20 protein-coding genes are annotated in these 25,732 nt (G+C 71.5%); 12 read left to right on the top strand and 8 right to left on the bottom strand.

Annotated elements, in window-relative coordinates; all coding sequences use genetic code 11:
* Window positions 1–172 precede the first annotated feature (172 nt).
* A complete protein-coding gene (gene recD2, locus TU31_RS16405; protein WP_042154957.1) occupies window positions 173–2,386 on the top strand; it encodes an SF1B family DNA helicase RecD2 in 2,214 nt (737 codons plus the stop codon).
* A 177-nt stretch (window positions 2,387–2,563) separates the two neighbouring features.
* Window positions 2,564–3,853, top strand: coding sequence for a citrate synthase (locus TU31_RS16400; protein WP_042154955.1), 1,290 nt, complete (start codon window positions 2,564–2,566; stop codon window positions 3,851–3,853).
* Window positions 3,854–4,277: 424 nt separating this feature from the next.
* On the opposite strand, the gene TU31_RS16395 is transcribed toward TU31_RS16400, so the two are convergent.
* Both TU31_RS16395 and TU31_RS16390 read right to left on the bottom strand, forming a co-directional pair.
* On the bottom strand, window positions 4,278–6,542 hold the full coding sequence (locus tag TU31_RS16395; RefSeq protein WP_042154953.1) for a heavy metal translocating P-type ATPase: 2,265 nt from the start codon (window positions 6,540–6,542) through the stop codon (window positions 4,278–4,280).
* A gap of 4 nt (window positions 6,543–6,546) precedes the next feature.
* The gene (locus tag TU31_RS16390; RefSeq protein ID WP_042154952.1) at window positions 6,547–6,834 is read right to left on the bottom strand and encodes a heavy-metal-associated domain-containing protein; all 288 of its coding nucleotides are present in this window, start codon (window positions 6,832–6,834) and stop codon (window positions 6,547–6,549) included.
* A gap of 245 nt (window positions 6,835–7,079) precedes the next feature.
* On the opposite strand from TU31_RS16390, the gene TU31_RS16385 reads away from it, so the two are divergent.
* Window positions 7,080–7,727, top strand: coding sequence for a DedA family protein (locus tag TU31_RS16385; protein ID WP_042154951.1), 648 nt, complete (start codon window positions 7,080–7,082; stop codon window positions 7,725–7,727).
* 120 nt (window positions 7,728–7,847) lie between these two features.
* Here TU31_RS16385 and TU31_RS16380 read toward each other — a convergent pair whose 3' ends face one another.
* A complete protein-coding gene (locus TU31_RS16380) occupies window positions 7,848–8,879 on the bottom strand; it encodes a Gfo/Idh/MocA family protein (protein ID WP_042154949.1) in 1,032 nt (343 codons plus the stop codon).
* Window positions 8,880–9,115: 236 nt separating this feature from the next.
* Between TU31_RS16380 and TU31_RS16375 the strand changes: the two genes are divergently transcribed.
* The gene (locus tag TU31_RS16375) at window positions 9,116–10,225 is read left to right on the top strand and encodes a LacI family DNA-binding transcriptional regulator (protein ID WP_042154947.1); all 1,110 of its coding nucleotides are present in this window, start codon (window positions 9,116–9,118) and stop codon (window positions 10,223–10,225) included.
* Between the two features lie 62 nt (window positions 10,226–10,287).
* Here TU31_RS16375 and TU31_RS16370 read toward each other — a convergent pair whose 3' ends face one another.
* The 5 genes from TU31_RS16370 to TU31_RS16350 all read right to left on the bottom strand — a co-directional run bounded on the left by TU31_RS16370 (window position 10,288) and on the right by TU31_RS16350 (window position 15,020).
* The gene (locus TU31_RS16370) at window positions 10,288–10,482 is read right to left on the bottom strand and encodes a helix-turn-helix transcriptional regulator (RefSeq protein ID WP_018093041.1); all 195 of its coding nucleotides are present in this window, start codon (window positions 10,480–10,482) and stop codon (window positions 10,288–10,290) included.
* Window positions 10,483–10,873: 391 nt separating this feature from the next.
* Window positions 10,874–11,242, bottom strand: coding sequence for a peptidoglycan-binding domain-containing protein (locus tag TU31_RS16365; RefSeq protein WP_245698564.1), 369 nt, complete (start codon window positions 11,240–11,242; stop codon window positions 10,874–10,876).
* A gap of 77 nt (window positions 11,243–11,319) precedes the next feature.
* Window positions 11,320–12,741: a sugar porter family MFS transporter gene (locus TU31_RS16360; RefSeq protein ID WP_042155549.1), complete on the bottom strand. Its 1,422-nt coding sequence runs from the start codon at window positions 12,739–12,741 to the stop codon at window positions 11,320–11,322.
* A gap of 208 nt (window positions 12,742–12,949) precedes the next feature.
* Entirely contained in the window at window positions 12,950–13,969 is a 1,020-nt protein-coding gene (locus tag TU31_RS16355; protein ID WP_042155548.1) for a Gfo/Idh/MocA family protein, read from the bottom strand.
* Between the two features lie 130 nt (window positions 13,970–14,099).
* Window positions 14,100–15,020, bottom strand: coding sequence for a sugar phosphate isomerase/epimerase family protein (locus tag TU31_RS16350; protein WP_042154943.1), 921 nt, complete (start codon window positions 15,018–15,020; stop codon window positions 14,100–14,102).
* Window positions 15,021–15,510: 490 nt separating this feature from the next.
* On the opposite strand from TU31_RS16350, the gene iolC reads away from it, so the two are divergent.
* The 8 genes from iolC to TU31_RS16310 all read left to right on the top strand — a co-directional run bounded on the left by iolC (window position 15,511) and on the right by TU31_RS16310 (window position 25,586).
* Complete coding sequence (gene iolC / locus TU31_RS16345) at window positions 15,511–16,503, top strand: 5-dehydro-2-deoxygluconokinase (protein WP_042154941.1); 993 nt, start codon at window positions 15,511–15,513, stop codon at window positions 16,501–16,503.
* Between the two features lie 129 nt (window positions 16,504–16,632).
* Window positions 16,633–17,520, top strand: coding sequence for a Cgl0159 family (beta/alpha)8-fold protein (locus tag TU31_RS16340; protein WP_042154939.1), 888 nt, complete (start codon window positions 16,633–16,635; stop codon window positions 17,518–17,520).
* A gap of 30 nt (window positions 17,521–17,550) precedes the next feature.
* Entirely contained in the window at window positions 17,551–18,444 is an 894-nt protein-coding gene (gene iolB / locus TU31_RS16335) for a 5-deoxy-glucuronate isomerase (RefSeq protein WP_042154937.1), read from the top strand.
* Window positions 18,441–20,357, top strand: a complete 1,917-nt coding sequence (gene iolD / locus TU31_RS16330; protein WP_042154935.1) for a 3D-(3,5/4)-trihydroxycyclohexane-1,2-dione acylhydrolase (decyclizing) — start codon at window positions 18,441–18,443, stop codon at window positions 20,355–20,357. Before iolB ends, iolD begins: the two co-directional genes overlap by 4 nt.
* Before the next feature lie 37 nt (window positions 20,358–20,394).
* Window positions 20,395–21,888 carry a CoA-acylating methylmalonate-semialdehyde dehydrogenase gene (locus TU31_RS16325; RefSeq protein WP_042154933.1) on the top strand — a complete coding sequence of 498 codons (1,494 nt, stop codon included), beginning with the start codon at window positions 20,395–20,397 and terminating at the stop codon, window positions 21,886–21,888.
* A gap of 176 nt (window positions 21,889–22,064) precedes the next feature.
* The gene (locus TU31_RS16320; protein ID WP_245698563.1) at window positions 22,065–23,204 is read left to right on the top strand and encodes a hypothetical protein; all 1,140 of its coding nucleotides are present in this window, start codon (window positions 22,065–22,067) and stop codon (window positions 23,202–23,204) included.
* A 274-nt stretch (window positions 23,205–23,478) separates the two neighbouring features.
* Window positions 23,479–24,075: a GNAT family N-acetyltransferase gene (locus TU31_RS16315; RefSeq protein WP_370682740.1), complete on the top strand. Its 597-nt coding sequence runs from the start codon at window positions 23,479–23,481 to the stop codon at window positions 24,073–24,075.
* A 317-nt stretch (window positions 24,076–24,392) separates the two neighbouring features.
* On the top strand, window positions 24,393–25,586 hold the full coding sequence (locus tag TU31_RS16310) for a sensor histidine kinase (RefSeq protein ID WP_245698562.1): 1,194 nt from the start codon (window positions 24,393–24,395) through the stop codon (window positions 25,584–25,586).
* Window positions 25,587–25,732: the final 146 nt, after the last annotated feature.

The following is a 25,732-nucleotide window of genomic DNA, read 5'->3' as shown; positions in this document are numbered from 1 at the left end:
TAGCTGACGTTGGTCCCGAAATGGGGAGGGGTCCGGGGGGATCCGGGGCCGGCATGGAGGGGGAATCGAGGGGCCCGACCATCGGACGGGCCCCTCGATGGGAACCCGGCGTTCCGGCCCGGCGCGCCGGCGGACCCCGCACGGTGTCAGACCCCGGCGGTACGGTCGGTGCATGGTCAACGCAGCCGTGATCGAAGGGGTCCTGGAGCGGATCACCTACGCCAATGAGGAGAACGGCTACACGGTCGCGCGGGTCGACACCGGCCGAGGCTCGGGCGATCTCCTGACCGTCGTCGGCGCCCTGCTCGGCGCGCAGCCGGGCGAGTCGCTGCGGATGGAGGGCCGCTGGGGCTCCCACCCGCAATACGGCAAGCAGTTCACGGTCGAGAACTACACCACCGTCCTGCCCGCCACGATCCAGGGCATCCGCCGCTATCTGGGCTCCGGCCTCATCAAGGGCATCGGCCCGCGGATCGCGGACCGTATCGTCGAGCACTTCGGCACGGACACCCTCGACATCATCGAGCGCGAGCCCGGCCGCCTCGTCGAGGTACCGGGCCTGGGCCCCAAGCGGACGAAGCTGATCGGCGCGGCCTGGGAGGAGCAGAAGGCCATCAAGGAGGTCATGGTCTTCCTCCAGGGCGTCGGGGTGTCCACCTCCATCGCGGTGCGGATCTACAAGAAGTACGGCGACGCCGCCATCTCCGTCACCCGCAACGAGCCCTACCGCCTGGCCGCCGACGTCTGGGGCATCGGCTTCCTGACCGCCGACCGCATCGCGCAGTCCGTGGGCATCCCGCACGACAGCCCGGACCGGGTCAAGGCCGGCCTCCAGTACGCCCTGTCACAGTCCACCGACCAGGGCCACTGCTTCCTCCCCGAGGAGCAACTGATCGCCGACGCGGTGAAGTTGCTCCAGGTGGACACCGGCCTGGTCATCGACTGCCTGGGCGAGCTGGCCGCCGACCCGGAGGGCGTGGTCCGCGAGCAGGTACCGGGCGGTGCGGACGGTGCGCCGCCGGTCACCGCCGTCTATCTGGTGCCGTTCCACCGCGCCGAGATCTCCCTGGCCGGCCGGCTGACCCGGCTGCTGCGCACGGACGAGGACCGGATGCCGGCCTTCCGGGACGTCGACTGGGACAAGGCGCTGGCGTGGCTGGCGCGGCGTACGGGCGCCGAGCTGGCCCCCGAGCAGCAGCAGGCGGTGCGGCTGGCGCTGACCCAGAAGGTCGCGGTGCTCACCGGCGGTCCCGGCTGCGGCAAGTCCTTCACGGTCCGCTCCGTCGTGGAGCTGGCCCGCGCCAAGAAGGCCACGGTGGTGCTGGCGGCGCCCACGGGCCGGGCGGCCAAGCGGCTCTCGGAGCTGACCGGGGCGGAGGCCTCGACGGTCCACCGCCTCCTGGAGCTCAAGCCGGGCGGGGACGCCGCCTATGACGCGGACCGGCCGCTGGACGCCGATCTGGTGGTCGTCGACGAGGCCTCGATGCTGGATCTGCTGCTCGCCAACAAGCTGGTCAAGGCGGTGCCGCCGGGCGCCCATCTGCTGCTGGTCGGGGATGTCGACCAGCTGCCGTCGGTGGGCGCGGGCGAGGTGCTGCGCGATCTGCTTGACGGGTCCGGCCCCGTGCCCGCGGTCCGGCTGACCCGGATCTTCCGTCAGGCCCAGCAGTCCGGCGTGGTCACCAACGCCCACCGCATCAACTCCGGCACCCCGCCCCTGACGTCCGGAATGACGGACTTCTTCCTGTTCGCTGAGGAGGACGCCGAAGAGGCCGGGCGGCTGACGGTGGATGTCGCGGCCCGCCGCATCCCGGCGAAGTTCGGCCTCGACCCGCGCCGGGACGTCCAGGTGCTCACCCCGATGCACCGCGGCCCGGCCGGCGCCGGCGCCCTGAACGGCCTGCTCCAGCAGGCCGTCACCCCCGCCCGCCCCGACCTGCCCGAGCGCCGCTTCGGCGGCCGGGTCTTCCGTGTCGGCGACAAGGTGACCCAGATCAGGAACAATTATGAAAAGGGCCGCAATGGCGTCTTCAACGGCACGGTCGGCGTGGTCACCGCCCTGGACCCCGACGAGCAGCGGCTGACCGTGCGCACCGACGAGGACGAGGAGGTTCCCTACGACTTCGATGAACTCGACGAACTCGCCCACGCCTATGCCGTGACGATCCATCGTTCGCAGGGTAGTGAGTATCCAGCGGTGGTGATTCCGGTCACCACCAGTGCCTGGATGATGCTTCAGCGCAATCTGCTGTATACCGCCGTGACCCGGGCAAAGCGTTTGGTGGTGCTGGTCGGCTCCCGGAAAGCCCTGGGACAGGCCGTCCGCACGGTATCCGCCGGTCGGCGGTGTACGGCGCTCGATCACCGGCTCGCCGGTGCGATGTGATGTCACCCCTCTTTCCCATTCGGGGCGAAGAGGGGCAGGATGGGGCGCTCAGGCGGCACTGAGTGCCGCAGACAGGCCCTATGGCCGACCCCGAGTGCACATCCAAGGCCCAAATGGGGGAAGGTATAGGCAGTCAGGGCACCTCGAAGAAGAGGCACAACGTCGGTGAGGGATGACGTGAGCGACAACTCTGTAGTACTGCGTTACGGGGACGGCGAATACAGCTACCCGGTCGTCGACAGCACTGTTGGCGACAAGGGCTTCGATATCTCGAAGCTGCGCGCCCAGACCGGTCTGGTGACCCTGGATTCCGGTTACGGCAACACCGCGGCGTATAAATCCGCGATCACCTATCTCGACGGTGAGAACGGCATTCTCCGTTACCGCGGGTACCCGATCGAGCAGCTTGCAGAGCGCAGCACGTTCGTCGAGACCGCGTACCTCCTCATCAACGGCGAGCTGCCCACCGTCGATGAGCTGGCGAACTTCAAGCAGGACATCACCTACCACACCCTGCTGCACGAGGACGTCAAGCGCTTCTACGACGGCTTCCCTCGGGACGCCCACCCGATGGCGATGCTGTCGTCGGTCGTCAGCGCGCTGTCGACCTTCTACCAGGACAGCCACAACCCGTTCGACGAGCAGCAGCGCCACATCTCCACGATCCGGCTGCTGGCCAAGCTCCCGACGATCGCGGCCTACGCGTTCAAGAAGTCGGTCGGCCACCCGGTCGTCTACCCGAGCAACGACCTCGGGTACGTCGAGAACTTCCTCCGTATGACCTTCTCGGTGCCCGCCGCCGACTACGAGCTCGACCCGGTCGTGGTCAGCGCCCTCGACAAGCTGCTGATCCTGCACGCGGACCACGAGCAGAACTGCTCCACCTCCACGGTCCGCCTGGTGGGCTCCTCGCAGGCGAACCTCTTCGCCTCGATCTCGGCCGGTATCAACGCCCTGTGGGGTCCCCTGCACGGCGGCGCCAACCAGTCCGTGCTGGAGATGCTGGAAGGCATCCAGCGCGACGGCGGCGACGTCGACTCCTTCATCCGCAAGGTGAAGAACAAGGAAGACGGCGTGAAGCTCATGGGCTTCGGGCACCGCGTCTACAAGAACTTCGACCCCCGGGCGAAGATCATCAAGGCGGCGGCGCACGATGTCCTCTCCGCGCTCGGCAAGTCCGACGAGCTGCTGGACATCGCCCTGAAGTTGGAGGAGCACGCGCTCTCCGACGACTACTTCGTCGAGCGCAAGCTCTACCCGAACGTGGACTTCTACACCGGCCTGATCTACCGGGCCATGGGCTTCCCGACCGAGATGTTCACCGTGCTCTTCGCGCTCGGCCGGCTGCCCGGCTGGATCGCCCAGTGGCACGAGATGATCAAGGAGCCCGGCTCCCGTATCGGCCGTCCGCGGCAGATCTACACCGGTGTCGTCGAGCGCGACTTCGTGCCGGTCGAGGAGCGCTGACGGCCGCCTTTCGAGGCAGCCCGCAGACATAAAGAAGCGCCCCGCCTCCGGATCCCCCCACGGGTCCAGAGTGCGGGGCGCTTCCCGTGTCCCGGTTGGATTCCCCCCACGGGATCCGTCCGGGCGTTCCGGGTTGCACCGCGATCTGCCGGGACGCGCACGTTCGGGAGGGCCGCTCAAAGCTCCCCGGGCACGTCGCCCCGGCCACGCGTAGCCGGGCACGATCCCCCAAGATCAGCACGGCTGTTGCTGTGCAAGCCCCGCCGGGGTGCCTGCACTGCCCGGTTAGACTCACGACCCCCCTCAATGGTTACGTTCCAATCTATGTGATCTGGGTCTCTTGCCATATGGGGGCGAATACGGTCAAGGGCCCCGATATGGAGATCGGGGCCTTGCGGTATGGGTGTTGTGTCAGTTGTAAGGGCTATGTGAAATTTCGTAGCCGCAGACTGTTCGCGACCACGAAGACCGACGAGAAGGCCATCGCCGCCCCCGCGATCATCGGGTTCAGTAGTCCGGCCGCGGCCAGCGGCAGCGCCGCGACGTTGTAGCCGAACGCCCAGCACAGATTCCCCTTGATCGTGCCGAGGGTGGCTCGCGCCAGCCGGATGGCGTCCGCCGCCACCCGCAGATCGCCCCGTACGAGGGTGAGATCACCGGCCTCGATCGCGGCATCCGTGCCGGTCCCCATCGCCAGCCCCAGGTCCGCGGTGGCCAGCGCGGCCGCGTCATTGACCCCGTCGCCGACCATCGCGACCGTACGGCCCCGCGCCCGCAGCCGCTCCACCACCGCCACCTTGCCCTCGGGCAGCACCCCGGCGATCACCTCGTCGATCCCGACCTCGGCGGCCACCGCCGCCGCGACCGCCTCGTGATCACCGGTCAGCAGCACCGGGGTCATCCCCAGCCGGCGCAGCTCCCGCACCGCCGCCGCGCTGCCCGGCTTCACCGCATCGGCGACCGCCAGCACCCCGCGCGCCCGGCCGTCCCAGGCCACCACCACGGCCGTACGGCCCGCGGCCGCGGCGCCGGCCAGCGCCTCCCGGAGCTCCGGCGGCAGCACGACCCCGGCCTCCTCGGCCAGCCGCTCCCGCCCCACCAGCACCCGGTGGCCGCCGACCGTCCCGCGTACCCCCAGCCCCGGCACGTTCTCGAAATCCGCCACCGCCGGCAGCGCGCCCACCCGACGGGCCGCACCCTCGGCGAGGGCGCGGGCCACCGGATGCTCCGAGGCGTCCTCCAGCGCCCCCGCCAGCCGCAGCAGCTCGTCCTCCGCGACACCCGGGGCCGCCACGACCTCCTGGAGCCGCATCCGGCCGCTGGTGACCGTGCCGGTCTTGTCCAGCAGCACGGTGTCCACCCGGCGGGTCGACTCCAGGACCTCCGGGCCCTTGATGAGGATGCCGAGCTGGGCGCCGCGTCCGGTGCCGACCATCAGCGCGGTCGGCGTGGCCAGCCCCAGCGCGCACGGACACGCGATGATCAGGACCGCCACCGCGGCGGTGAACGACGCGGCCGCCTCCCCGGTCGCCAGCAGCCGGCCGGCCAGGGTGCCGGCCGCGAGCAGCAGCACCACCGGAACGAAGACCGCGGAGACCCGGTCGGCCAGCCGCTGCACCGCGGCCTTCCCGTTCTGGGCCTCCTCCACCAGCCGCGCCATACGGGCGAGCCGGGTGTCCGCGCCGACCACGGTGGCCTCGACCTCCAGCCGCCCCGACGCGTTCACCGTCCCGCCCGTGACACCGTCCCCGGGCGCGACCTCCACCGGGACGGACTCCCCGGTCAGCATCGACGTATCCACGGCGGACGCGCCCGCCACCACCCGCCCGTCCGTGGCGATCTTCTCCCCGGGCCGGACCACGAAACGGTCACCGACCGCCAGCTCCGCCACCGGAATCCGCACCTCGCGCCCGTCCCGGAGGACGGCCACGTCCTTGGCCCCCCACTCCAGCAGCGCCCGCAGTGCCGCGCCCGCCCGCCGCTTCGAGCGGGCCTCCAGATACCGGCCGAGCAGCAGAAACGCGGTCACACCGGCCGCCGCCTCCAGATAGATCTGGGTGCCGGCGTCCGTACGGGACACGGTGAGATCGAAGCCGTGCCGCATACCCGGCATCCCCGCGTCGCCGAGGAACAGCGCCCACACCGACCAGCCGAAGGCGGCCAGCGTGCCGAGGGAGACCAGGGTGTCCATGGTGGCGGCGCCGTGCCGCAGATTCGTCCAGGCGGCCCGGTGGAACGGCAGTCCGCCCCAGACGACCACCGGCGCGGCGAGGACCAGCGAAAGCCACTGCCAGAAGGGGAACTGAAGCGCGGGCACCATTGCCGGCACGATCACGGGCACGGCCAATACGGCGGAGACCGTCAGCCGGTGCCGCAGGGGGCGCAGATCCGCCCGCGGATCCGTGTAGAGGTCCGCGCCGCCGGCCTGCGCCGCACCGGCCGGCCCGGCGGGCTCCGGCGGCGGCGCCGGGGGCCGCGCCGTGTAGCCGGTCCGCTCGACGGTGGCGATCAGATCCCCGACCGAAACCCCGCCCCCGTATGAGACCTGCGCCTTCTCGGTCGCGTAGTTGACCGTGGCTGCCACGCCGTCCATGCGGTTGAGCTTCTTCTCGACACGCGCGGCGCACGAGGCGCAGGTCATCCCGCCGATGGCGAGCTCGACCCGCGCCTGTGCGGTGGAACCGGACATGGGATCAGGCCGCCTGCCCCACGAGCTCGTAGCCGGCCTCGTCGACGGCCGCGCGGACGGCCGCCTCGTCCAGCGGGGCCTTCGACGTGACGGTCACCAGGCCGGTGGCCGCGACCGCCTGCACCGAGCTGACCCCGGCGATCTCGCCGATCTCGGCCGACACCGCACTCTCGCAGTGGCCGCAGGTCATGCCGGTGACCCGGTAGGTCGTGGTCACCGCCCCGACCTCGACATCGGTGCCGCCGGAGTGGCAGGAGCCTTCCGGGGTGCAGCAGGAGCTGTTCTCGGCCATGGGGACTCTCCTTGTGGTGCTGATGCGTTCCGTGTGGTGCAAGTGTCGGAGTGCCGAAGCGTGCCATGCGAGGCCCCGGCAACTGCCTTTCCCCCGACCTTAAGCAGGGTATACCCCTAGGGGGTATCAATCCAAGCCGTCGGCGCTCCCCACGCCTGAACCGCGCGGGGACCCGCGTTGCCGTGCGCCCCACCACGCGTCAGCCTTGGGATACGGGCTCGGGGCGGATCCGAGGAGGCGGCCGGATGGACGTACTCGCCCTCTACGGCCTGCTGGTGCTCACCACACTGCCGCCGCTGGTCCCCAACTCCGCCCTGCTGGTCTCCGCCGGAGTGCTCGCCTCCCACGGCGAACTGTTCCTCCCGCTGATCCTGCTGATCGTCGCCGGCAGCGCCCTGCTCGGAGACCTGCTGATGTACCTGGCCGCACGGCGGTTCGGCGGACCCGTACGGGCCTGGATGCGGCGCAAACCCCGCCGCCGGGCACTACTGGACTGGACCTCCGGCCGGATCCAGCACTACGGTCTGCCGTTCGTGATCGCCGTACGGTTCCTGCCCAGTGGGCGGATCGCCGGCGCACTGGCCTCCGGCGTGCTGCGCTACCCGCTCCGCAAATACGCCCTCGGCGCCGGCATCGCCGAAGCCACCTGGGCCACTTACTCCGTCGGCCTCGGCTACCTCGGCACCGCCACCACCGGCCGCCCGCTGTACGCCGCCGCCATCGGCTTCGGCGTCTCCTGCGCGGTCGCCGCGGTCGGCGCCGCCATCCAGTGGGCCGCCCGCCGCCGCGCCCTGCGCGACCCCACGGAGGGAGGCGGCGAAGGCGAGGGCGGCGGCCCCCACAACGGTGGCGAGGAGCCCGGCGGCCGCGCCTCCTCCGTGGCCGCCACATGACGGGGCGAGGGGCGCCGGGCGCGGCGCCCCTGCGCGCCTACGGAAGAGCCCGAGGAGACCGAGGCCGGAGAACGCCACGGCCAAACGGAGCGCCACCGACAGGGCCGCCCCCGGGCGCCCTCACACCCCCGGACCGGCGCCGACGGCCGGGGCCCGGACGTCCGCGACGGCCACCGGCTCACCGGTACGCCGTGAGCGCTCGCACGCCTCGGCGACATAGAGCGCCTCCAGCGCCTCCGCCGGCGTACACGGGCTCGGCGTCCGGCCCGCCGCGACCTCGGCGAAGACGCCCAGCTCGGTGACGTAGGCGTCGTGGAAGCGCTCCATGAACGTGGCGTACGGATCGGCCGCCCGCCGCCACGACAGCGCCGCCTCGGCGGACGGCAGCGGCGCCCGGTCGTCGAGCCCGACGAAGCGCGCACCCTCGGAGCCGCACACCTCCAGCCGGACGTCATGGCCCGCGCCGTTGTAGCGGGTCGCCGTAACGGTGGCCAGGGTGTCGTCGTCGAACCGCAGCAGCGCCGCACAGGTGTCGACATCGTCGCCGTCCGCGAAGAAGGACGCCCCGCGGTTGGCCCCCTGCGCATAGACCGAGACCACCTCGCGGCCGGTGAGCCAGCGCAGGATGTCGAAGTCATGGATGCTGCAATCCCGGAACAGCCCGCCGGAGGTGGGGATGTAGCCGGCGGGTGGCGGCGTCCGGTCGCCGGTGCAGGCGCGCAGGGTGTGCAGCCAGCCCAGCTCGCCGGAGCGCAGCGCCTCGCGAGCGGCGCGATAGCCCGCGTCGAAACGCCGCTGGAAACCGATCTGTACGGGCACCGTGCCGGCCTGCGCCCGCTCCACCACCCCCACCGTGCCGGGCACATCCAGGGCGACCGGCTTCTCACAGAACACCGGCACCCCCGCGTCCAGGGCCTGGTGGATCAGCGGGGCGTGCGCGCTGGTCGCGGCGGTGATCACCACACCGTCCAGGCCGTCCGCATACATCTCCTCGATCCCCGCGGCGGCGCGCACGCCAAGGGTATCCGCCAGCGCGGCGGCCCGTGCGGCATCCAGGTCCGCGACCACGACGTCGGTGACGCCCGGGACGCTCCGGAGGGTGGTGGCGTGGAACGCGCCGATGCGCCCGGTGCCGATCAGACCGATCTTCATGCCTGGGGTCCTTTCCGGAGGGGGAGGGGAGCCGCCGACGGGGAGGGAGGGGCGGAGTCGCGGGGTGGCGGGATTGCGGACCGGGCCCGGTGGCGCTGTTTGTGTTGTGTGTTGGAACGGTCCAACGGCCCGCGATACCCGCACCCTGCATGTCCTGATGTCCGCATGTCAACCACCTTGCAGGGCAGCGAGGTTGCACATTGACGCCGACCTGCGCCGATGGAAGGATTTCGGGCATGGAACGGTCCAACGGACGCCCCGACGAGCAAGCCGACGCGCGGACGGGAGCGGCCGCGGGCCGCCCGCCCACCATCCGCGGAGTCGCCGAGCGGGCGGGCGTCTCGAAATCGCTGGTCTCGCTGGTGCTCCAGGGCTCACCACGGGTCAGCGACACCAAGCGGCAGGCCGTTCTGCACGCCATCGAGGAGCTCGGCTACCGGCCGAACGCCGCCGCCCGCAGCCTGGTGGCCCGCCGTACGCACACCGTCGGCGTGCTGCTGAACGATATGCGCAACCCCTGGTTCGTTGAGGTGCTCGACGGACTGAACTCGCTGCTTCAGGCGCACGGGCTGCGGATGCTGATGGCCGACGGGCGGCTGGACCGACGGGCCGGCCAGGACTTCGCCCGCACCTTTCAGGAGCTGCGGGTCGACGGCCTCGTCGTCGTCGGCACCCTCCCGGACACCGACGGCCTCGCCGAGGTCGCCGCGCGGCTGCCCACCGTCATCGCGGGCAACCACGAACCCCGGCTGCCGCACGCCGACCTCGTCGCCAACGACGACGAGCGCGGCGCCCGGCTCGCCACCGAGCACCTCATCGGCCTCGGCCACCGCCGGATCGCCCACATCGCCGGACAGGGCCTGGTCGGCGAGCTGAGACGGCGCGGCTTCGAGGCGGCGATGCACGCCCACGGCCTGGCCGAGAGCGCCGTCGTGACCAGCGGCGACGGGACCGAGGAGGGTGGCTACCGCGCCGCCGTCCGGCTCCTCACCCCACCGTCCGCCCCCGCACGCACCGGTGCCCGGCCGCCGGCCGCCCAACGCCCCACCGCTGTCTTCGCGTTCAACGACATCTCCGGTGTCGGAGCGCTGTCCGCGGCCCAGGAACTGGGCCTGCGCATACCCGCCGACCTCTCCCTCGTCGGCTACGACAACACCTATCTCGCCCGCATCCGCCACCTCTGGCTGAACTCGGTGAACAACGCCAGCCACGAGGTCGGCCGCCGCGCGGCGCGCTGCCTCCTGGACCGAATGGAACGCCCCGATACCCCGGCCGGTCAGCAACTCGTCGCCCCGGAACTGGAGATCAGAGGCTCGACGGCGGCACCCCGGCCCGACTGCCCCTAGCGGCCGGGTGCGTCCGGCCGCGCTGCCGCCCGGGGCGCCGGAGCCGGGGCCGGTCCGGTGGCTCAGCGCCGGCCGCGTTGGCCCGGCCGCTGCGCCACCCACCTTCTGACCGTGTCGGCGAACCAGTACGGTTTCCCGCCCTCCACCAGATCCGGTTCGGGCAGCAACCCGTGCTTGCGGTAGGAGCGAACGGTGTCCGGCTGCACCTGGATGTGCGCGGCGATCTCCTTGTACGACCAGAGCTTGCGGTCGGTCATCTCTGCCACCTCCTGAGTGCCGTACGCAGGGTCGGCCCGGAGAGCCGGCAGGGGGCTGGGTACGGCCTGGTGATCACTCACCCTGTGCCTGGACAACGACACCGAGTAACCATCGGGGAGGGGCTGTTGAACGGCTGTGACGTAAGGCGCGCGTAACGGTGACAGCGGTGACGCGGGGCGGACGGCTGTGACGGGGGCGGGACGATCAGGGGCCGGGGCGAGACGCTCCGGTACGGGGCGGGGGAGGGATGACGAGGGACGGGGCGGGGTGACGAGGACGGGCGGGCCGTGGGTGCGGCGCGGCGCCGTGGGCAGACAGCCGTGTGGCGGGCCAGTACCCCGGCTGGGGAACCGGCCCGCCACAAGGGTGTTGTCGACGGTCGGAAGCGGATCAGGCGTGGTACAGCGCGTACCAGGTCTTCTTGCCGACCTTGCCGTCAGCGGTCAGATGGTGCCGGGACTGGAACTTCTTCACCGCGGCCCGGGTCTTGGGGCCGAAGTACCCGGTCACGTCTCCCCAGGGGAGATAGCGGCGGTTCGCCAGCAGGCACTGCGCCTGCGAGACGCGGTCGCCGCGCTGACCGTAGACGGTGAGGGCGTTGCCGTTGTAATAGGCGCAGGCGGCCAGGGTGTCGGCCTGTCCGCCGGCCGGAGCGTCCGCGGACGCCGGGCCGGTGAGCAGCCCCGCGGTCAGCAGGCCCGCGGTCGCGGTGAGGACGGCCGTGCGCTTGACGGTTCGGCTGAGTGCGTTGGTCTTCACGAATTCCACCGTTTCCCCCGTTGGATGTGATTCCACCCACTGTGACGCCGGGAACGCGGTCCGTGGTTCCCGCTGATTCAGCTCGCGGCCGATGCGGCGCCCGCCGCCTTCCGCAGCTCGTCCTCCAGATCCTCCAGCGCCAGCCCCTTCGTCTCCGGTGCGTACCGCTTGCAGAACAGCAGGGACAGCACACACATCACACCGAAGAACCAGAAGGTGGTGCCGGCGCCGACCGCGTCGAGCAGCAGCGGAAAGGCCAGCGCCACCGCGAAGTTGACCAGCCACATCATGAACACCGCGGCCCCCATGGCCAGTCCACGCACCCTGAGCGGGAACATCTCGGCCAGCAGCAGCCAGACCCCGGTGTTGAGCGTGCCCTGCATGAACGCCATGTAGAGGACCATCAGGCCCAGGACCAGGATGCTGACGGCGGGGGAGTGCGGGAGGCGGAAGGCGGCGCCGAGCAGGGCGAGCGAGACGGTCATCCCGGCCAGGCCGGTGAGCAGCAGGGGCCGCCGGCCGACCCGGTCGATCAGGGACATCCCGAGCGCGGTGGCGAGCACCGAGATCACACCGATCGCGATGGTCGCGGTGATCGAGGCACCGGTGCCCAGGCCCGTCGACGCCAGGATCTTCGGCGCGAAATACACCACGGCGTTGACGCCGGTGATCTGCTGCACGGCCGCCAGCCCGATACCGACCAGCAACAGCCGCCGTACCCATGGGGTGCGCAGCTGCTGCCGGCCGCCGCGCCGGGCGTCGGCCTCCAGACTGCGGGCGTGATCGATCCGGGCCAGCTCGGCGGGCACGTCCTCGGCGGGCAGCGTACGGCGCAGCACCCGGGCCGCCTCGCCCTGCCGCCCCTTGCTGATGTACCAGCGCGGGGTGTCGGGCAGGAAGAACAGCCCGACGAACAGCGCCACGGCGGGCAGCGCCGCCAGGCCCAGCATCCAGCGCCAGGCCCCCCACTGCGCCAGGAAGGCATTGATGAGATAGGCGAGCAACTGGCCGCTGACGATCATCAGCGAGTTGAACGAGACCAGCCGGCCCCGGATGTGCGGAGGCGCGATCTCGGAGAGATAGAGCGGGGTGATGACCGACGCGCTGCCGACGGCGAGGCCGAGAACGAAGCGCGCCACGGTCATGAACGGCACATCGGGGGCGAGCGCCACGGCCAGCGCCCCGCCGATGAACACGGCGCCCGCCCACAGCAGCGAGTTGCGCCGCCCCAGCGCATCGGACATCCGCCCACCGATCAGCGAGCCGAAGGCCGCGCCGATCAACAGCGCGCTGGTGATGACGCCCTCGCCCAGGGACGTGAGGCCGAAGTGGCCCTCCATGAACGGGAGCGCGCCGGATATCACCCCGGTGTCGTAGCCGAACAGGGCGCCACCGAGGGCGGCGACGGCGGCGATGCCCACGATGAAACGCCTGGCGCGGCGGGCCCGCACCCCCTCACACGGGCCGGCGGACGCCAACTGGCCGGTCGGAGCCGCCATCATCAGCCCCGGCCCGCCGGGCGGGCGGCCACCCCAGGCGCTGCCGCACCGGCGGCGGCGTCAGGAGCGGGGAAGGGGCGTGGGAGGAGGGGGAGGGGTGGGGTGGCGTGCATGGGTGGGACCTTTCGGTGGAGCGGGGATGGCGCGGTGGGGCCGCGGGCCGGGGACGCGGGACGGGGACGGGCGGCGTGGCGCGGGGCCGACCGCCTCACCGGTACAGCGCGGGCCGCTCGATGAGTTCGACCGTGACCCGCTCGCCCGTCGTCTGGGCGCGTACGCCCGCTTCGCACACCGCGGCCGCGGCATAGCCGTCCCAGCAGCTGGGGCCCTCGACCTCGCCGCGCCGAGTGGCGTTCACCCAGCGCTGCACCTGCCGGTCGTAGGCCTCCTCGAAGCGCTCCACGAAACCGGGGGTGATCGCACCGCCCCAGTGGCCCGCGGTGTTGCTGAACACCCCGTGGTCGTCACCGATCCTGGCCGTGCCGCCCTCGCAGACCGCCTCACAGCTGACCTGGTAGCCGAAGCCGCAGTTGACGAAGAGCTCGGTGTCCACGACCTGGCCGCCCGCGGTCTCGAAGAGGACCAGCTGGGGGTCGCTGAGGCCCTCCGGGGCGTTGCCGGTGGGGGCCGGGCGCAGCACCCGCACCGCGGTGATCTCCTCCTCCAGCAGCCAGCGGGTCACATCGATCTCATGCACCAGCGAGTCGTTGACCATCATGGCGTTGGTGAAGCCGGGCGGGGAGTTGGGGTTGCGGTGCTTGTTGTGCAGCATCAGCGGACGGCCGTAAGTGCCCTGGTTCAGAAGGGACTTGAGGGTGCGGTAGTCGGCGTCGTAGCGGCGCATGAAACCGACCTGGACCCGGCGGTGCCCCAGCGCCTGCTCGGCCTCCAGCACCCGCAGCGCGGAGGCGGCGTCCGGCGTCAGCGGCTTCTCGCACAGCACGGGCAGATCCCGCGCGAAGGCGTCCAGCAGCGCCGCCTCGTGCGCGGGCCCCGGCGAGGCGATCAGTACGGCGTCCACCCCGGTGTCGTCCATGGCGGCGGCCGGGTCGGTGTAGGCGGTGCAGCCTTCGATGCCGTCGGCGAGGTGCTTGACCCGCGCCGCGTCGATATCGACCACTGCCGCCACCCGGGCGCCGCTGATCACCTCGTTGATCCGGCGTACGTGGTCGGCGCCCATCCGGCCGGTACCGATGACCGCCACACCCAGCGTGTCGTGCGAAGTCATGTCGTCCACAAGTCCTTACGTGCTTCGGAGTGCGAGAGATACCCTGAGAACGGAACTGATTACTCTCTGTAATCGTTGCCGGGGTAAGAGGAGGAGGCGTCGCGAGGCGGGCGGATGAGGTGTCGGTGGCTCACGCGCCGCACGAGCGCAGGAAGCGGCGGGTGCGTTCGGCGATGGGGAAGGGCTGGTCGGGCGGGCAGGGGTACATGTCCTGTTCGACGATGGCGAAGAGGTCGACGTTCAGCTCCTGGGCGGCCTCCAGGACGGGCGGCAGCGCCGGTACGCCGAGCGGCGGTTCGCACATCACGCCCTGCTTGACCGCGGGGCCGAACGGGGTGCCCTTGGCGACGACATCGCTGAGGATGTCGGGGTCGACCTGCTTGAGGTGGAGGTAGCCGATCCGCTCGCCGTAGGTGCGGATCAGCTTGACGCTGTCGCCGCCGCAGTAGGCGTAATGGCCGGTGTCCAGGCAGAGGTTGACCAGGCCGGAGTCGGTCGCGTGCAGGAACCGTTCGACATGTTCCTCGGTGTCGATATGGGTGTCGGCGTGCGGGTGCACGACGATGTCCAGCCCGAACTCGTCGCGTACCTGCTTGCCCAGCCGCTCCATGCCGGTGGTCAGCTGCTTCCACTGCTCCGTGGTCAGCTCGCGCGGTTCGATCTCCTCGGCGGTCTTGTCGTCGCGCCAGAAGGAGGGGATGACGACGAGGTGCCGCGCGCCCATCGCCTGGGTGAGGGTGGCGACCTCGGAGACGTGTGCCCAGGTCTTGTCCCATACGGACGGGCCGTGGTGCAGCGAGGTGAAGATCGTGCCGGCCGAGACCCGCAGGCTGCGGCGGGCGATCTCGTCGCGCAGGACGGCGGGGTCGGTGGGCAGGTAGCCGTACGGGCCGAGTTCGATCCACTCGTAGCCCGCCTCGGTGACCTCGTCCAGGAAGCGCTGCCAGGGGACCTGCTGGTCGTCGTCGGGGAACCAGACTCCCCACGAGTCGGGTGCGGAACCGACGCGGATGCGGTCCAGGACGGGCTGGGCGGCATGGGGAACGGACATGCTGCGGCTCTCCTCTCGCCGGTCGACGGTGACCGGGAGGCGCTGGGGCGGGGTTGTGGGGCACAGCCTCTCTGTCGCCCCGGGGAGTGTCAAGACTTCGTCCTGACATAAGGACTTAAGGACTTTGTCACCTCGGGTGCGGGGAGGGTGCGGGGTGGGTGAGGGGGGAGGGGCACGGGGTGCATGTGGGGTGTGGGGCTGGTGGCGGCGCCTCTGGGGCGTGGGGGCCTGTCGCTGGTGGTGGCACCGCTGGGGCGTGAGGGCCTGCCGCGGGCGGTGGCACCTCTGGGGCGCGGGGGCCCGCCGCTGGCGGGCGGCGCCGCTGTGCGGGCCCGCCACTGGCGGCTGCCCCTCCGTGGCCCGTTCATTGTTCTCCCTGACGTCAGTATGTAAGGACAAATTGTTGACAGGGTCTGGCTCTCCCCGTTAGACCTTTCCTCGGAGCCGAACCCGCCGAACCCGCCGCGCCGGGCGACCCGAAGGGGCGCACATGACCCAGCCGTACGACCTGATCACCATGGGCCGCATCGGAGTCGACATCTACCCGCTTCAGACCGGTGTGCCGCTGGCCCGGGTCGAGACCTTCGGGAAGTTCCTCGGCGGGTCCGCCACCAATGTCGCGGTGGCCGCCGCGCGGCTCGGGCGCCGCAGTGCGGTCATCAGCCGCACCGGCCGCGACCCGTTCGGCGACTACGTCCACCAGGCGCTGCGCGACTTCGGGGTGGACGACCGCTGGGTGACCGCCGTCGAGGCCTATCCGACGCCGGTCACCTTCTGCGAGATCTTTCCGCCGGACGACTTCCCGCTCTACTTCTACCGCCGGCCGAAGGCCCCTGACCTGGTCATCCGGCCCGAGGAGCTCGACCAGGACGCCATCGCGGCGGCCCGGATCTTCTGGATCACCGGCACCGGGCTCTGCGAGGAGCCCAGCCGCAGCGCCACCCTTGCCGCGCTGGAGGCCCGCGGCAAGGTGGGCACCACCGTCTTCGACCTCGACTGGCGGCCGATGTTCTGGGGCGGTGAGGGAGGCGCCTCCGGGGACGGCGGGGCGACCGGGGCCGCGGCGATGGCCACCGCCCGCCCGTATTACGAAGCGGCGCTGCGGCACGCGACCGTGGCGGTCGGCAATGTCGATGAGGCCGAGGTCGCCACCGGGCTGCGCGAGCCCAAGGCCAGTGCTCAGGCGCTGCTGGACATGGGCGTCGAACTCGCCGTCATCAAACAGGGCCCCAAGGGTGTGCTCGCCGTCCACCGCGACGGCCGCACCGCCGAGGTTCCGCCCACCCCCGTCGAGGTCGTCAACGGTCTGGGCGCCGGCGACTCCTTCGGCGGGGCGCTGTGCCACGGGCTGCTCGCCGGCTGGGAGCTGGCACCGATGATGCGCTACGCCAACGCCGCGGGCGCCATCGTCGCCTCCCGCCTCGCCTGCTCCTCCGCGATGCCGACGGCCGACGAGGTCGACGCGTTCCTGGCCGGCCGGTGAGTCCGGTGACCCGGATCCGCCGGGTGATCCCCGCGGCCGGGCCCCGCGCCCACGCTCACCTCCCCCACGCCCGCCCCGCCCGCCGGCCGCACCCCCTCCACCTGTGTACTCAAGAAGGTGAGTTGAGCCTTGACTCCTCGGATCAGTGACCTCGCGACGCTGCGGGCCCGGCATCCCGAAGCTGTCGCGGAGGCCGCCGCCCGTCGTGCCCGTCGGCCGCTCCTCGGCGACAGCGGCCGGCTGATGATCGTCGCCGCTGATCACCCGGCCCGTGGCGCGCTGGCCGTCGGTGACCGCCAGCTCGCCATGGCCAACCGCTTCGACCTGCTGGAACGTCTGGTGCTGGCGCTGTCGCGGCCCGGTGTGGACGGGGTGCTGGCCACCGCCGACATACTGGAGGACCTGCTGCTGATCGGCGCCCTCGACGGCAAGGTCGTGATGGGCTCGATGAACCGCGGTGGGCTGGCCGGTGCCTCCTTCGAGATGGACGACCGGTTCACCGGCCACCGCCCCGAGGACCTCGCCCGGCTCCGCTTCGACGCCGGCAAACTGCTGCTGCGCATCGACTACCGTGACCCCGGCTCGCTGACCACCCTGGAGGCCACCGCCCGCGCCATCGACGCGATGGCTGAGCGGCAGCTGCCCGTCTTCGTCGAGCCGTTCCTCTCCGCCCGTGCGGACGGCGCGGTCCGCAACGATCTGAGCCCCGAAGCCGTCACCCGCTCCGTGGCCATCGCCTCCGGACTCGGCGGCACCTCCGCCTACACCTGGCTCAAACTGCCGGTCACCGACGACCCCGACGCCATGGCCCGGGTCTGCGAGACCACCACCCTGCCGACCGTGCTGCTCGGCGGCGACGTCGGCAGCACCGTTCAGGAACAGGAAGCCGCCTACGAGAAGTGGCGCAAGGCGCTGCGGCTGCCGACGGTGCAGGGCCTGGTCGTCGGCCGCTCCCTGCTCTACCCCGCCGACGGGGATGTCGCGGCCGCCGTGGACACCGCCGTGGGCCTGCTGTGAACGCCGCGTATTCCGCAGGAGACTCGATATATGAGCACTGAATTCCATCTGGGGGCCGGAGCCGCGGCAGCGGGCCCGTACGCCCTGGACATCGACCCTGAGCGGGCCGGCTGGGGCTACTCCTCGCTGCGTGTCCTGGACCTGCCGCCTGGTGCCCACCACTCCTTCGCCACCGGCGACAGCGAATGGATCGTGCTGCCGCTGTCCGGCGGCTGCACGGTGCTGACCGACGACGGCGAGACCTTCGAACTGACCGGCCGGGAGAGCGTGTTCAGCGGGGTCACGGACTTCGCCTACGTACCGCGGGACGCGCACGTCCGGATCGACACCGGGGCCGGCGGCCGCTTCGCGCTCACCGGCGCCCGCTGCGAGAACCGCCTGCCGGCCCGTTACGGCCCGGCGTCCGGCGTCCCCGTGGAGCTGCGCGGCACCGGCAACTGCTCCCGCCAGGTCAACAACTTCGGCGCGGCGGGCACCTTCGCGTGCGACCGGCTGATCGCGGTGGAGGTGCTCACCCCCGGCGGCAACTGGTCCTCGTATCCGCCGCACAAGCACGACGAGTGCCGCCCCGGCGAGGAGTCCGAGCTGGAGGAGATCTACTACTTCGAGATCGAGTCCGCACACGGCACGGACGGTGTCGGCTACCAGCGGGTGAGCCCCTCGGGGCGGGGCCGCGGCACCGATGTCCTGGCCGAGGTCCGCAGCGGTGACGCCGTCCTGATCCCCGACGGCTGGCACGGCCCGTCCATCGCCGCGCCCGGCCACGCCATGTACTACCTGAACGTGATGGCCGGTCCCGGCGCCACCCGCGAGTGGCTGATCTGCGACCACCCCGACCACGGCTGGATCCGCGCCACCTGGCCCGAGCAGCCCGTCGACCCCCGTCTCCCTCTCTACGAAGCGCCCGCAGGAGCCGCCCGATGAACGCCCCGACGACGCGCCGGCTCACGGTCGCGCAGGCCCTGGTCGAGTTCCTCGCCCACCAGTACACCGAGCGGGACGGCCGCCGGCACCGCCTGATCAACGCCTGCTGGGGCATCTTCGGCCACGGCAATGTCGCAGGTCTCGGCCAGGCCCTGCTGGAGTCCGGTGCCGCGTCCCGCCGGGGGGAGACCCCCGGGGCCCCGGTGCTCCCGTACCTCCAGGGCCGCAACGAGCAGGCCATGGTGCATGCCGCGGTCGGCTACGCCCGGCAGTGCGACCGGCTCTCCGCCCACGCCGTCACCACCTCCATCGGCCCCGGCGCCACCAACCTCGTCACCGGCGCCGCGCTCGCCACCGTCAACCGCCTCCCGGTCCTGCTGCTGCCCGGCGACACCTTCGCCACCCGGCCCGCGGACCCGGTCCTCCAGCAGCTGGAGGTCCCGCAGGCGGGCGACGTGTCGGTCAATGACGCGCTGCGCCCGGTCTCCCGCTACTTCGACCGGGTCACCCGGCCCGAGGCGCTGATCCCCGCCGCCCTCCAGGCGATGCGGGTGCTCGCCGACCCCGTCGACACCGGTGCCGTGACCCTCGCGCTGCCGCAGGACGTGCAGGCCGAGGCGTATGACTGGCCGGAGGAGTTCTTCGCCGACCGGGTCTGGCGCGTCACCCGGCCCCTCCCCGACGCCGATGCCCTCGCCGACGCGGTCCGGGCGATCCGCGGTGCCCGCCGGCCGCTGCTGATCGCGGGCGGCGGGGTGCACCACTCCGAGGCCGAGGACGCGCTGTGCGCCTTCGCCGACGCCACCGGCATCCCGGTCGCGTCCACCCAGGCCGGCAAGGGCTCGCTGCGGTACGACCACCCCGCCGACATCGGCGGTATCGGCCACACCGGCACCGCCACCGCCGACGCGCTGGCCCGCGAGGCGGACTTGGTCATCGGCGTCGGCACCCGCTACACCGACTTCACCACCGCCTCCGCGACCCTGTTCGCCGCGCCCGGGGTGCGCTTCGTCAACCTCAACGTCGCCCCCTTCGACTCCCACAAACTCGGCGCCGCCTCGCTCGTCGCCGACGCCCGCGCCGGACTCGAAGCGCTCACCAAGGAGCTGTCCGGGCACCGCGTCGACGCGGCGTACGAGGCCGGATACGGAGCGGCGAAGGCGGACTGGGAGCGCCGGGTGGACGCCGCGTTCGGCGCCGCGGACGACTCCGTACGGCCGTCCCAGACGCAGGTCCTGGGGGCGCTGGACGCCCTCGTCGACGACACCGACATCATCCTCAACGCGGCCGGATCCCTCCCCGGTGACCTGCACAAACTCTGGCGCGCCCGGTCCCGCAGGCAGTACCACCTGGAGTACGGCTACTCCTGCATGGGCTACGAGATCCCCGGCGCGATCGGCGTGCGGATGGCCGCCCCCGACCGGCCGGTGTGGGCGCTGGTCGGCGACGGTACGTATCTGATGAACCCCACCGAAATCGTCACCGCGGTCCAGGAGGGCGTCCCCATCAACCTCGTCCTCATCCAGAACCACGGCTACGCCTCGATCGGCGGGCTCTCACAGGCGACCGGCGGCGAACGCTTCGGCACCGACTACCGCTTCCGCGCCGCGGACGGCACGTACACCGGCGCGCCGCTGCCCGTCGATCTCGCGGCGAACGCCGCCTCGCTCGGTATGCACGTCCTGCGGGCGGGCACGGTCGGTGAGCTGCGTGCCGCGCTCGCCGAGGCGCGTGGCGCGAACCGGCCCACATGTGTCTATGTCGAGACCGAAACGGCTGACACTGTGCCGGGCGCGCCGGAGGCACAGGCCTGGTGGGATGTACCCGTTGCCGAGACCGCGACACGTCCGGCGGCGGTGGCCGCCCGCGAGGCGTACGACCGGCACGCCGCCGGGCGCCGCCGCCACCTCTGACCCCAGCCCGAAGTCGTCAGCCCAGAAAGGCCCCCGCATGAAGACCATCAGCCACTGGATCGGCGGCAAGCCCGTCGAGGGCGTCTCCGGCAACTTCGGCCCGGTCTACAACCCGGCCACCGGCGCCCAGGAGAAGCAGGTCGCCTTCGCCTCGGCCGACGAGGTCGACGCGGCCGTCCGCGCGGCCAAGGAAGCCTTCAAGACCTGGGGCACCAGCTCCCTGGCCAAGCGCACCTCGGTGCTGTTCAAGTACCGCGAGCTGCTCGACGCGCACCGCGAGGAGATCGCGCAGCTGATCACCGCCGAGCACGGCAAGGTGCACTCCGACGCGCTCGGCGAGGTCGCCCGCGGTCTGGAGATCGTGGAGCTGGCCTGCGGTATCCCGGAGAAGCTCAAGGGGGAGCTGTCCACCCAGGTCTCCACCCGCGTCGATGTGGCGGCGATCCGCCAGTCGCTCGGTGTGGTCGCCGGCATCACGCCGTTCAACTTCCCGGCGATGGTGCCGATGTGGATGTTCCCGCTCGCCATCGCCTGCGGTAACACCTTCGTCCTCAAGCCGAGCGAGAAGGTGCCCAGCGCCGCCTTCAAGCTCGCCGAACTGGCCGCCGAGGCGGGGCTGCCCGACGGTGTGCTCAATGTCGTCAACGGCGACAAGGTGGCCGTCGACGCCATCCTGGAGCACCCGGACATCGCCGCGGTCTCCTTCGTCGGCTCCACCCCCATCGCCCGCTACATCCACACCACCGGCACCGCCAACGGCAAGCGGGTGCAGGCGCTGGGCGGCGCCAAGAACCACATGCTGGTCCTGCCGGACGCCGACCTCGACCTGGCCGCGGACTCGGCGATCAACGCCGCGTACGGCTCGGCCGGTGAGCGCTGCATGGCGATCTCCGTCGTCGTGGCCGTCGGCGAGACCGCCGACCCGCTGATCGGCAAGATCAAGGAGCGCGCCGACAAGCTGCGGATCGGCCCCGGCGACGACCCGGCCTCCGAGATGGGCCCGCTGATCACCAAGGTGCACCGCGACAAGGTCGCCTCGTACGTCACGGGCGCCGCGGCCCAGGGTGCCGATGTCGTCATCGACGGCAGCGGCTACACCGTCGAGGGCTACGAGGACGGGCACTGGATGGGTGTCTCCCTCCTGGACCACGTCACGCCCGAGATGGACGCCTACCGCGACGAGATCTTCGGGCCGGTGCTGTCCGTGGTCCGGGTCGAGACCTACGACGAGGCCATCGCGCTGATGAACAACTCGCCGTGGGGCAACGGCACCGCGATCTTCACCCGGGACGGCGGCGCGGCCCGCCGCTTCCAGATGGAGGTCGAGGCAGGCATGGTCGGCGTGAACGTGCCGATCCCGGTGCCGGTCGGCTACCACTCGTTCGGTGGCTGGAAGGACTCGCTCTTCGGCGACCACCACATCTACGGCAACGACGGGGTGCACTTCTACACCCGCGGCAAGGTCGTCACCACCCGCTGGCCGGACCCGTCCGACGGTGGCATCAACCTGGGCTTCCCCAGCCACCACTGAGGACGTCCTGACGGACCCCCGGCCGGACCCCCGCCGGCCGGGGGTCCGGCATGTCCGGCCGCCGCGGTCTCCCCGGCCGTCGTCGGCCCGCGAAAACCCCAGGTCCAGGGGGAGACCCCGGCCCGGTGCATTGCTACCGTGCTCCCTCGCGTAGCACGGACACAACGGGGGATGACATGCCTCAATCCATGGCGCTCGCCAAGGGCGCCCGTATCACCGGCGGGATTTTCTGCCTGCTGTTCTTCCTTTTCATCGCCACCTGGATGGTGGTCGACGTCAGTGAGTTCGGCCTCGACGGGGTCTGGGAGTCCTGGACGTTCCAGAGCTCCGGCGGCGTCAACCAGGTCACGAACCCGTTCCATTTCGGGCTGGCCCTGGTCCAGTTGGCGGCGGCGTTCACGGCGTTCGCGGGGCAGCGGGTGGCCGGTGGGCTGCTGGCCGTCGCCACCACCCTCACCTTCGGCACCGTGCTCCAGGCCCTCGTCAGCGTCGGCGACCACACCAGCGACGACCGTTGGTTCCGGCACGCCGAAACGGCCACCGATACCTTCGACGGCGTCTTCCTCAGCAGCCTGGGGCTGTTCCCGCTGACCCTCGTCGCGGGCATCGTGCTGCTCGCCGGGATGCGTTCCTGGCCGCGCCAGAAGCCCAGCGACCCGCCGATGCGCCCGGCCAGGACGGCCGGTGTGGCGGCCGGTCTGGTGCTCGGCGCGATGGTGCTGCTCAACCTGGTCTGGCAGGTCTACATGCTGGTGCAGGGCGGCAGCGAAAACTTCGACCTGTTCTACCTCGGCAAGGGTGCTCTCGGGGAGCTGCTGGGCCTGTCTTCCGGCTGGTACGCCCTGCTCTTCCTGGCGCTGACCGCGCCGGCCGCGCTCAACAGCCTGCTGCGCGGCGCCGCGGCCCGCGGGCTGGCCATCGGGCTGGCGGTGGTGTCGCTGCCCGGCGCCCTGCTGTCGGTGATCGGGATGGCCGGCAACGGCACCCTGTTCGAACTGTCCGGTGCCGTGCCGGGCATGAGCATCATCAACCACCTCCAGCTGGCGCTGGACCTGTTCGGTTCGGTGGCCCTGCTGTTCCTGATGGGCCGTGGCGAGCCGGTCGCCCCCGCCTGGTACCCGCCGTCCCAGGCCCCGCAGTTCGCCGCCCCCGGCTTCGTCCCGCCGCCCGGCCCGCAGGCCCCGCCGGCCTGGCAGCCGCCCGCCGGACCGGTGCCCCCGGTCAGCGGTCCGCCGATGCCGCCGGCCGGTGCCCCGCCGATGCCGCCCGGCACCCCGCAGCCCCCGCAGGGCGGGTTCGGGCCGCCGCAGTACTGACCGGGGGCCGGGGCGCGGAGGCGGTGCCCGCTCCGCGTGTTCGGCCCCGGCGGGACCGCCCGGGGAAAACAACTGGGTGCGGCCGCCCGCCGGTTGATACGGTGCGGCGGCGCGCGCCCGCGCGCGATCACCGCCGGACGAGGGAGGTTGATGAATATGGCCCGCCAGACGCCTCATCAGCATGCCCTTGTCCGGGCCGCCGCCTGAGCGGGACGCCTGAGCGCCTGATGTCCTGAGCGCGGTCCGGTCGTCGACGAACGACCAGGAGTGACGCGTGTCTTCCTTTCTTTCCGCCGATTCCCCGCTTTCCTCTGATTCCCCGGCATCCCCAGCATCCCCGGCGTCCCCGGCATCCCCGGATTCCGCCTTCTCGCTGAACGGTGCCGAACTGCTCACCGCTCGGCTGCTGCTGCGGCCCTGGACCGACGGTGAGCTCGCCGCCGTCCTCGACGGGACATCGCAGCCGCACTGGGCCGCGGACTTCCCCGCCGACGGCGACCGGATCATCGCCGGTTTCACCGCGGAGAACCCCGACGCCCGCGGTGTGTACGGCCAGCGGCAGATCCTCGAACGGGACGGCGGCCGGGTGGTCGGCGCCATCGGGCTGTTCTGGCCGCCGCGCGACGGGTCGCTGGAGTTCGGCTACGGCATCGTGCCGTCCCGGCGGGGCCGCGGCTACGCAACCGAGGCCGCCCGCGCCATGGTGGCGTTCGCGTGCACGGCACCCGGGGTGCACACGGTGTGCGCGGACGTGGAGCTGTCGAACCCGGCGTCCGGCCGGGTCCTGGAGAAGGCCGGGCTGGTGCGCTGGAGCAGCGATGACCGGCTCGCGCGATACCGGCTGACGGCGCCGGAGCCGACCGCCGGCTAGCCCTCGTACGGCACGCTGCCGGGGCGCGTCTCACCGGCCCCGGCAGCGTGCCCGGTGCGGAAAGGGCAGGTGGGGGCGGGGCTGTGGGGCCGGGAGGTGAACCGTTGTTTACTGCCGGTTTATACCCCCTTTGTGCAGGATGGCACATGCCTGGCAACTGTCCTGTGCCTTACGGCATCTGAGGAAGGATCAGTCGTGCGTTTACCTCTTGCCCCGATACCGCTCGCGATGCCCGCTTCATCGGCGTCCCGGGGCTGAGTACCTTGCCACCTGCTTCCCAGGCGCCCGCACCGCCGGCCCTGCCGCCGGCGCCCCCCGTGGGTCCCGGGCCGCGCCGCCGCCCGCCGCCGTGGCTGCGCCCCACCATCCGGATACGGCTGACGCTGCTGTACGGCGGCATGTTCCTGGTGGCCGGCGTCGTACTGCTCACGCTCATCTACGTCCTGGCGGCCCAGACCCTCAGGAAGGGCACCCCGGAGTTCCGGATTTTCGGCACCGACGTCCGGGTGGGCAATGCCAGCTGTCCCGGTCTGCCGTCGCTCGGCACGATCGGCGAGATCAACGCGGCGATCAGCGACTGCCTCCACGACCAGCGTGAGGGGGCGCTGCACCGCTTCCTGAACCATTCGCTGGCCGCTTTGGTGGGCCTGACGGTGGTGGCGTTCGCTTTTGGTTATGCGATGGCGGGGCGGGTGTTGTCGCCGTTGGGGCGGATCACGCGGACGGCGCAGCGGGTGGCGGGTTCGGATCTGCATCGTCGGATCGAGTTGGGTGGTCCGGATGATGAGTTGAAGGAGCTGGCGGACACGTTCGATCAGATGCTGGACCGGTTGGACCGGGCGTTTGAGTCGCAGCGGCGGTTTGTGGCGAATGCGTCGCATGAGTTGCGGACGCCGTTGGCGATCAATCGGACGTTGTTGGAGGTGCAGCTGGCGGATCCGGCGGCGTCGCCGGAGCTGGCGCAGTTGGGTAAGACGTTGTTGGCGACGAATGAGCGCAGTGAGCAGTTGGTGGAGGGGTTGTTGCTGCTGGCGCGTAGTGAGAACCGGGTGGTGGACAAGAAGCCGGTGGATTTGTCGGAGGTGGCGGCGCAGGCGGTGGATCAGACGCGGGAGGAGGCGCATGCCAAGGGGGTGGCGTTGCGTGGGGCGCGTGAGCGGGTGTTTGTGCAGGGGAATGGGGTGTTGTTGGAGCGGATTGCGTTGAATTTGGTGCAGAACGCGGTGCGCTACAACGTGCCGGAGGGGGGTTGGGTGGAGGTGGTCACCGAGCCGCAGCCGGGGTGTGCGGTGTTGGTGGTGGCCAATACGGGGCCGGTGGTGCCGGCGTATGAGGTGGAGAATCTTTTCGAGCCGTTCCGGCGGCTGCGGACGGAGCGGACGGGCAGTGACAAGGGTGTGGGTCTGGGGTTGTCGATCGTGCGGTCGGTGGTGCGGGCCCATGACGGGAGCATCACGGCGCAGCCCCGTGAGGGCGGCGGTCTGATCATGCGGGTCGTCCTGCCGCGGTAGGCGCGGCGCCCGTCCCGTGCCGTCGCGCACCACCCGGACCGACCGGTCCCGGCCCCAGGCCCCGGTTCCCCGCCCCGGTACCGCGTCCGTGGTACGGGAGGCCGCACCCTACTCCCCAGGGAGGCCGCCGGGTTCCGCCCGGGGTA

It is taken from the genome of Streptomyces lydicamycinicus, assembly GCF_000829715.2.
GTDB classification, from domain to species: domain Bacteria; phylum Actinomycetota; class Actinomycetes; order Streptomycetales; family Streptomycetaceae; genus Streptomyces; species Streptomyces lydicamycinicus.
The sequence above is the reverse complement of the archived record's forward strand: the minus strand, read 5'-3'. Positions and strand labels throughout refer to the sequence as shown.

What these genes read in the sequence shown, in the direction of transcription:
- TU31_RS16320 (WP_245698563.1), top strand. Translation starts at nt 22,065, where the DNA reads ATGCCTCAATCCATGGCGCTCGCCAAGGGCGCCCGTATCACCGGCGGG.
- recD2 (WP_042154957.1), top strand. Translation starts at nt 173, where the DNA reads ATGGTCAACGCAGCCGTGATCGAAGGGGTCCTGGAGCGGATCACCTAC.
- TU31_RS16375 (WP_042154947.1), top strand. Translation starts at nt 9,116, where the DNA reads ATGGAACGGTCCAACGGACGCCCCGACGAGCAAGCCGACGCGCGGACG.
- TU31_RS16385 (WP_042154951.1), top strand. Translation starts at nt 7,080, where the DNA reads ATGGACGTACTCGCCCTCTACGGCCTGCTGGTGCTCACCACACTGCCG.
- TU31_RS16370 (WP_018093041.1), bottom strand. Translation starts at nt 10,482, where the DNA reads ATGACCGACCGCAAGCTCTGGTCGTACAAGGAGATCGCCGCGCACATC.
- TU31_RS16380 (WP_042154949.1), bottom strand. Translation starts at nt 8,879, where the DNA reads ATGAAGATCGGTCTGATCGGCACCGGGCGCATCGGCGCGTTCCACGCC.
- TU31_RS16360 (WP_042155549.1), bottom strand. Translation starts at nt 12,741, where the DNA reads ATGGCGGCTCCGACCGGCCAGTTGGCGTCCGCCGGCCCGTGTGAGGGG.
- iolD (WP_042154935.1), top strand. Translation starts at nt 18,441, where the DNA reads ATGAACGCCCCGACGACGCGCCGGCTCACGGTCGCGCAGGCCCTGGTC.
- TU31_RS16390 (WP_042154952.1), bottom strand. Translation starts at nt 6,834, where the DNA reads ATGGCCGAGAACAGCTCCTGCTGCACCCCGGAAGGCTCCTGCCACTCC.
- TU31_RS16395 (WP_042154953.1), bottom strand. Translation starts at nt 6,542, where the DNA reads ATGTCCGGTTCCACCGCACAGGCGCGGGTCGAGCTCGCCATCGGCGGG.
- iolC (WP_042154941.1), top strand. Translation starts at nt 15,511, where the DNA reads ATGACCCAGCCGTACGACCTGATCACCATGGGCCGCATCGGAGTCGAC.
- TU31_RS16350 (WP_042154943.1), bottom strand. Translation starts at nt 15,020, where the DNA reads ATGTCCGTTCCCCATGCCGCCCAGCCCGTCCTGGACCGCATCCGCGTC.
- TU31_RS16355 (WP_042155548.1), bottom strand. Translation starts at nt 13,969, where the DNA reads ATGACTTCGCACGACACGCTGGGTGTGGCGGTCATCGGTACCGGCCGG.
- iolB (WP_042154937.1), top strand. Translation starts at nt 17,551, where the DNA reads ATGAGCACTGAATTCCATCTGGGGGCCGGAGCCGCGGCAGCGGGCCCG.
- TU31_RS16325 (WP_042154933.1), top strand. Translation starts at nt 20,395, where the DNA reads ATGAAGACCATCAGCCACTGGATCGGCGGCAAGCCCGTCGAGGGCGTC.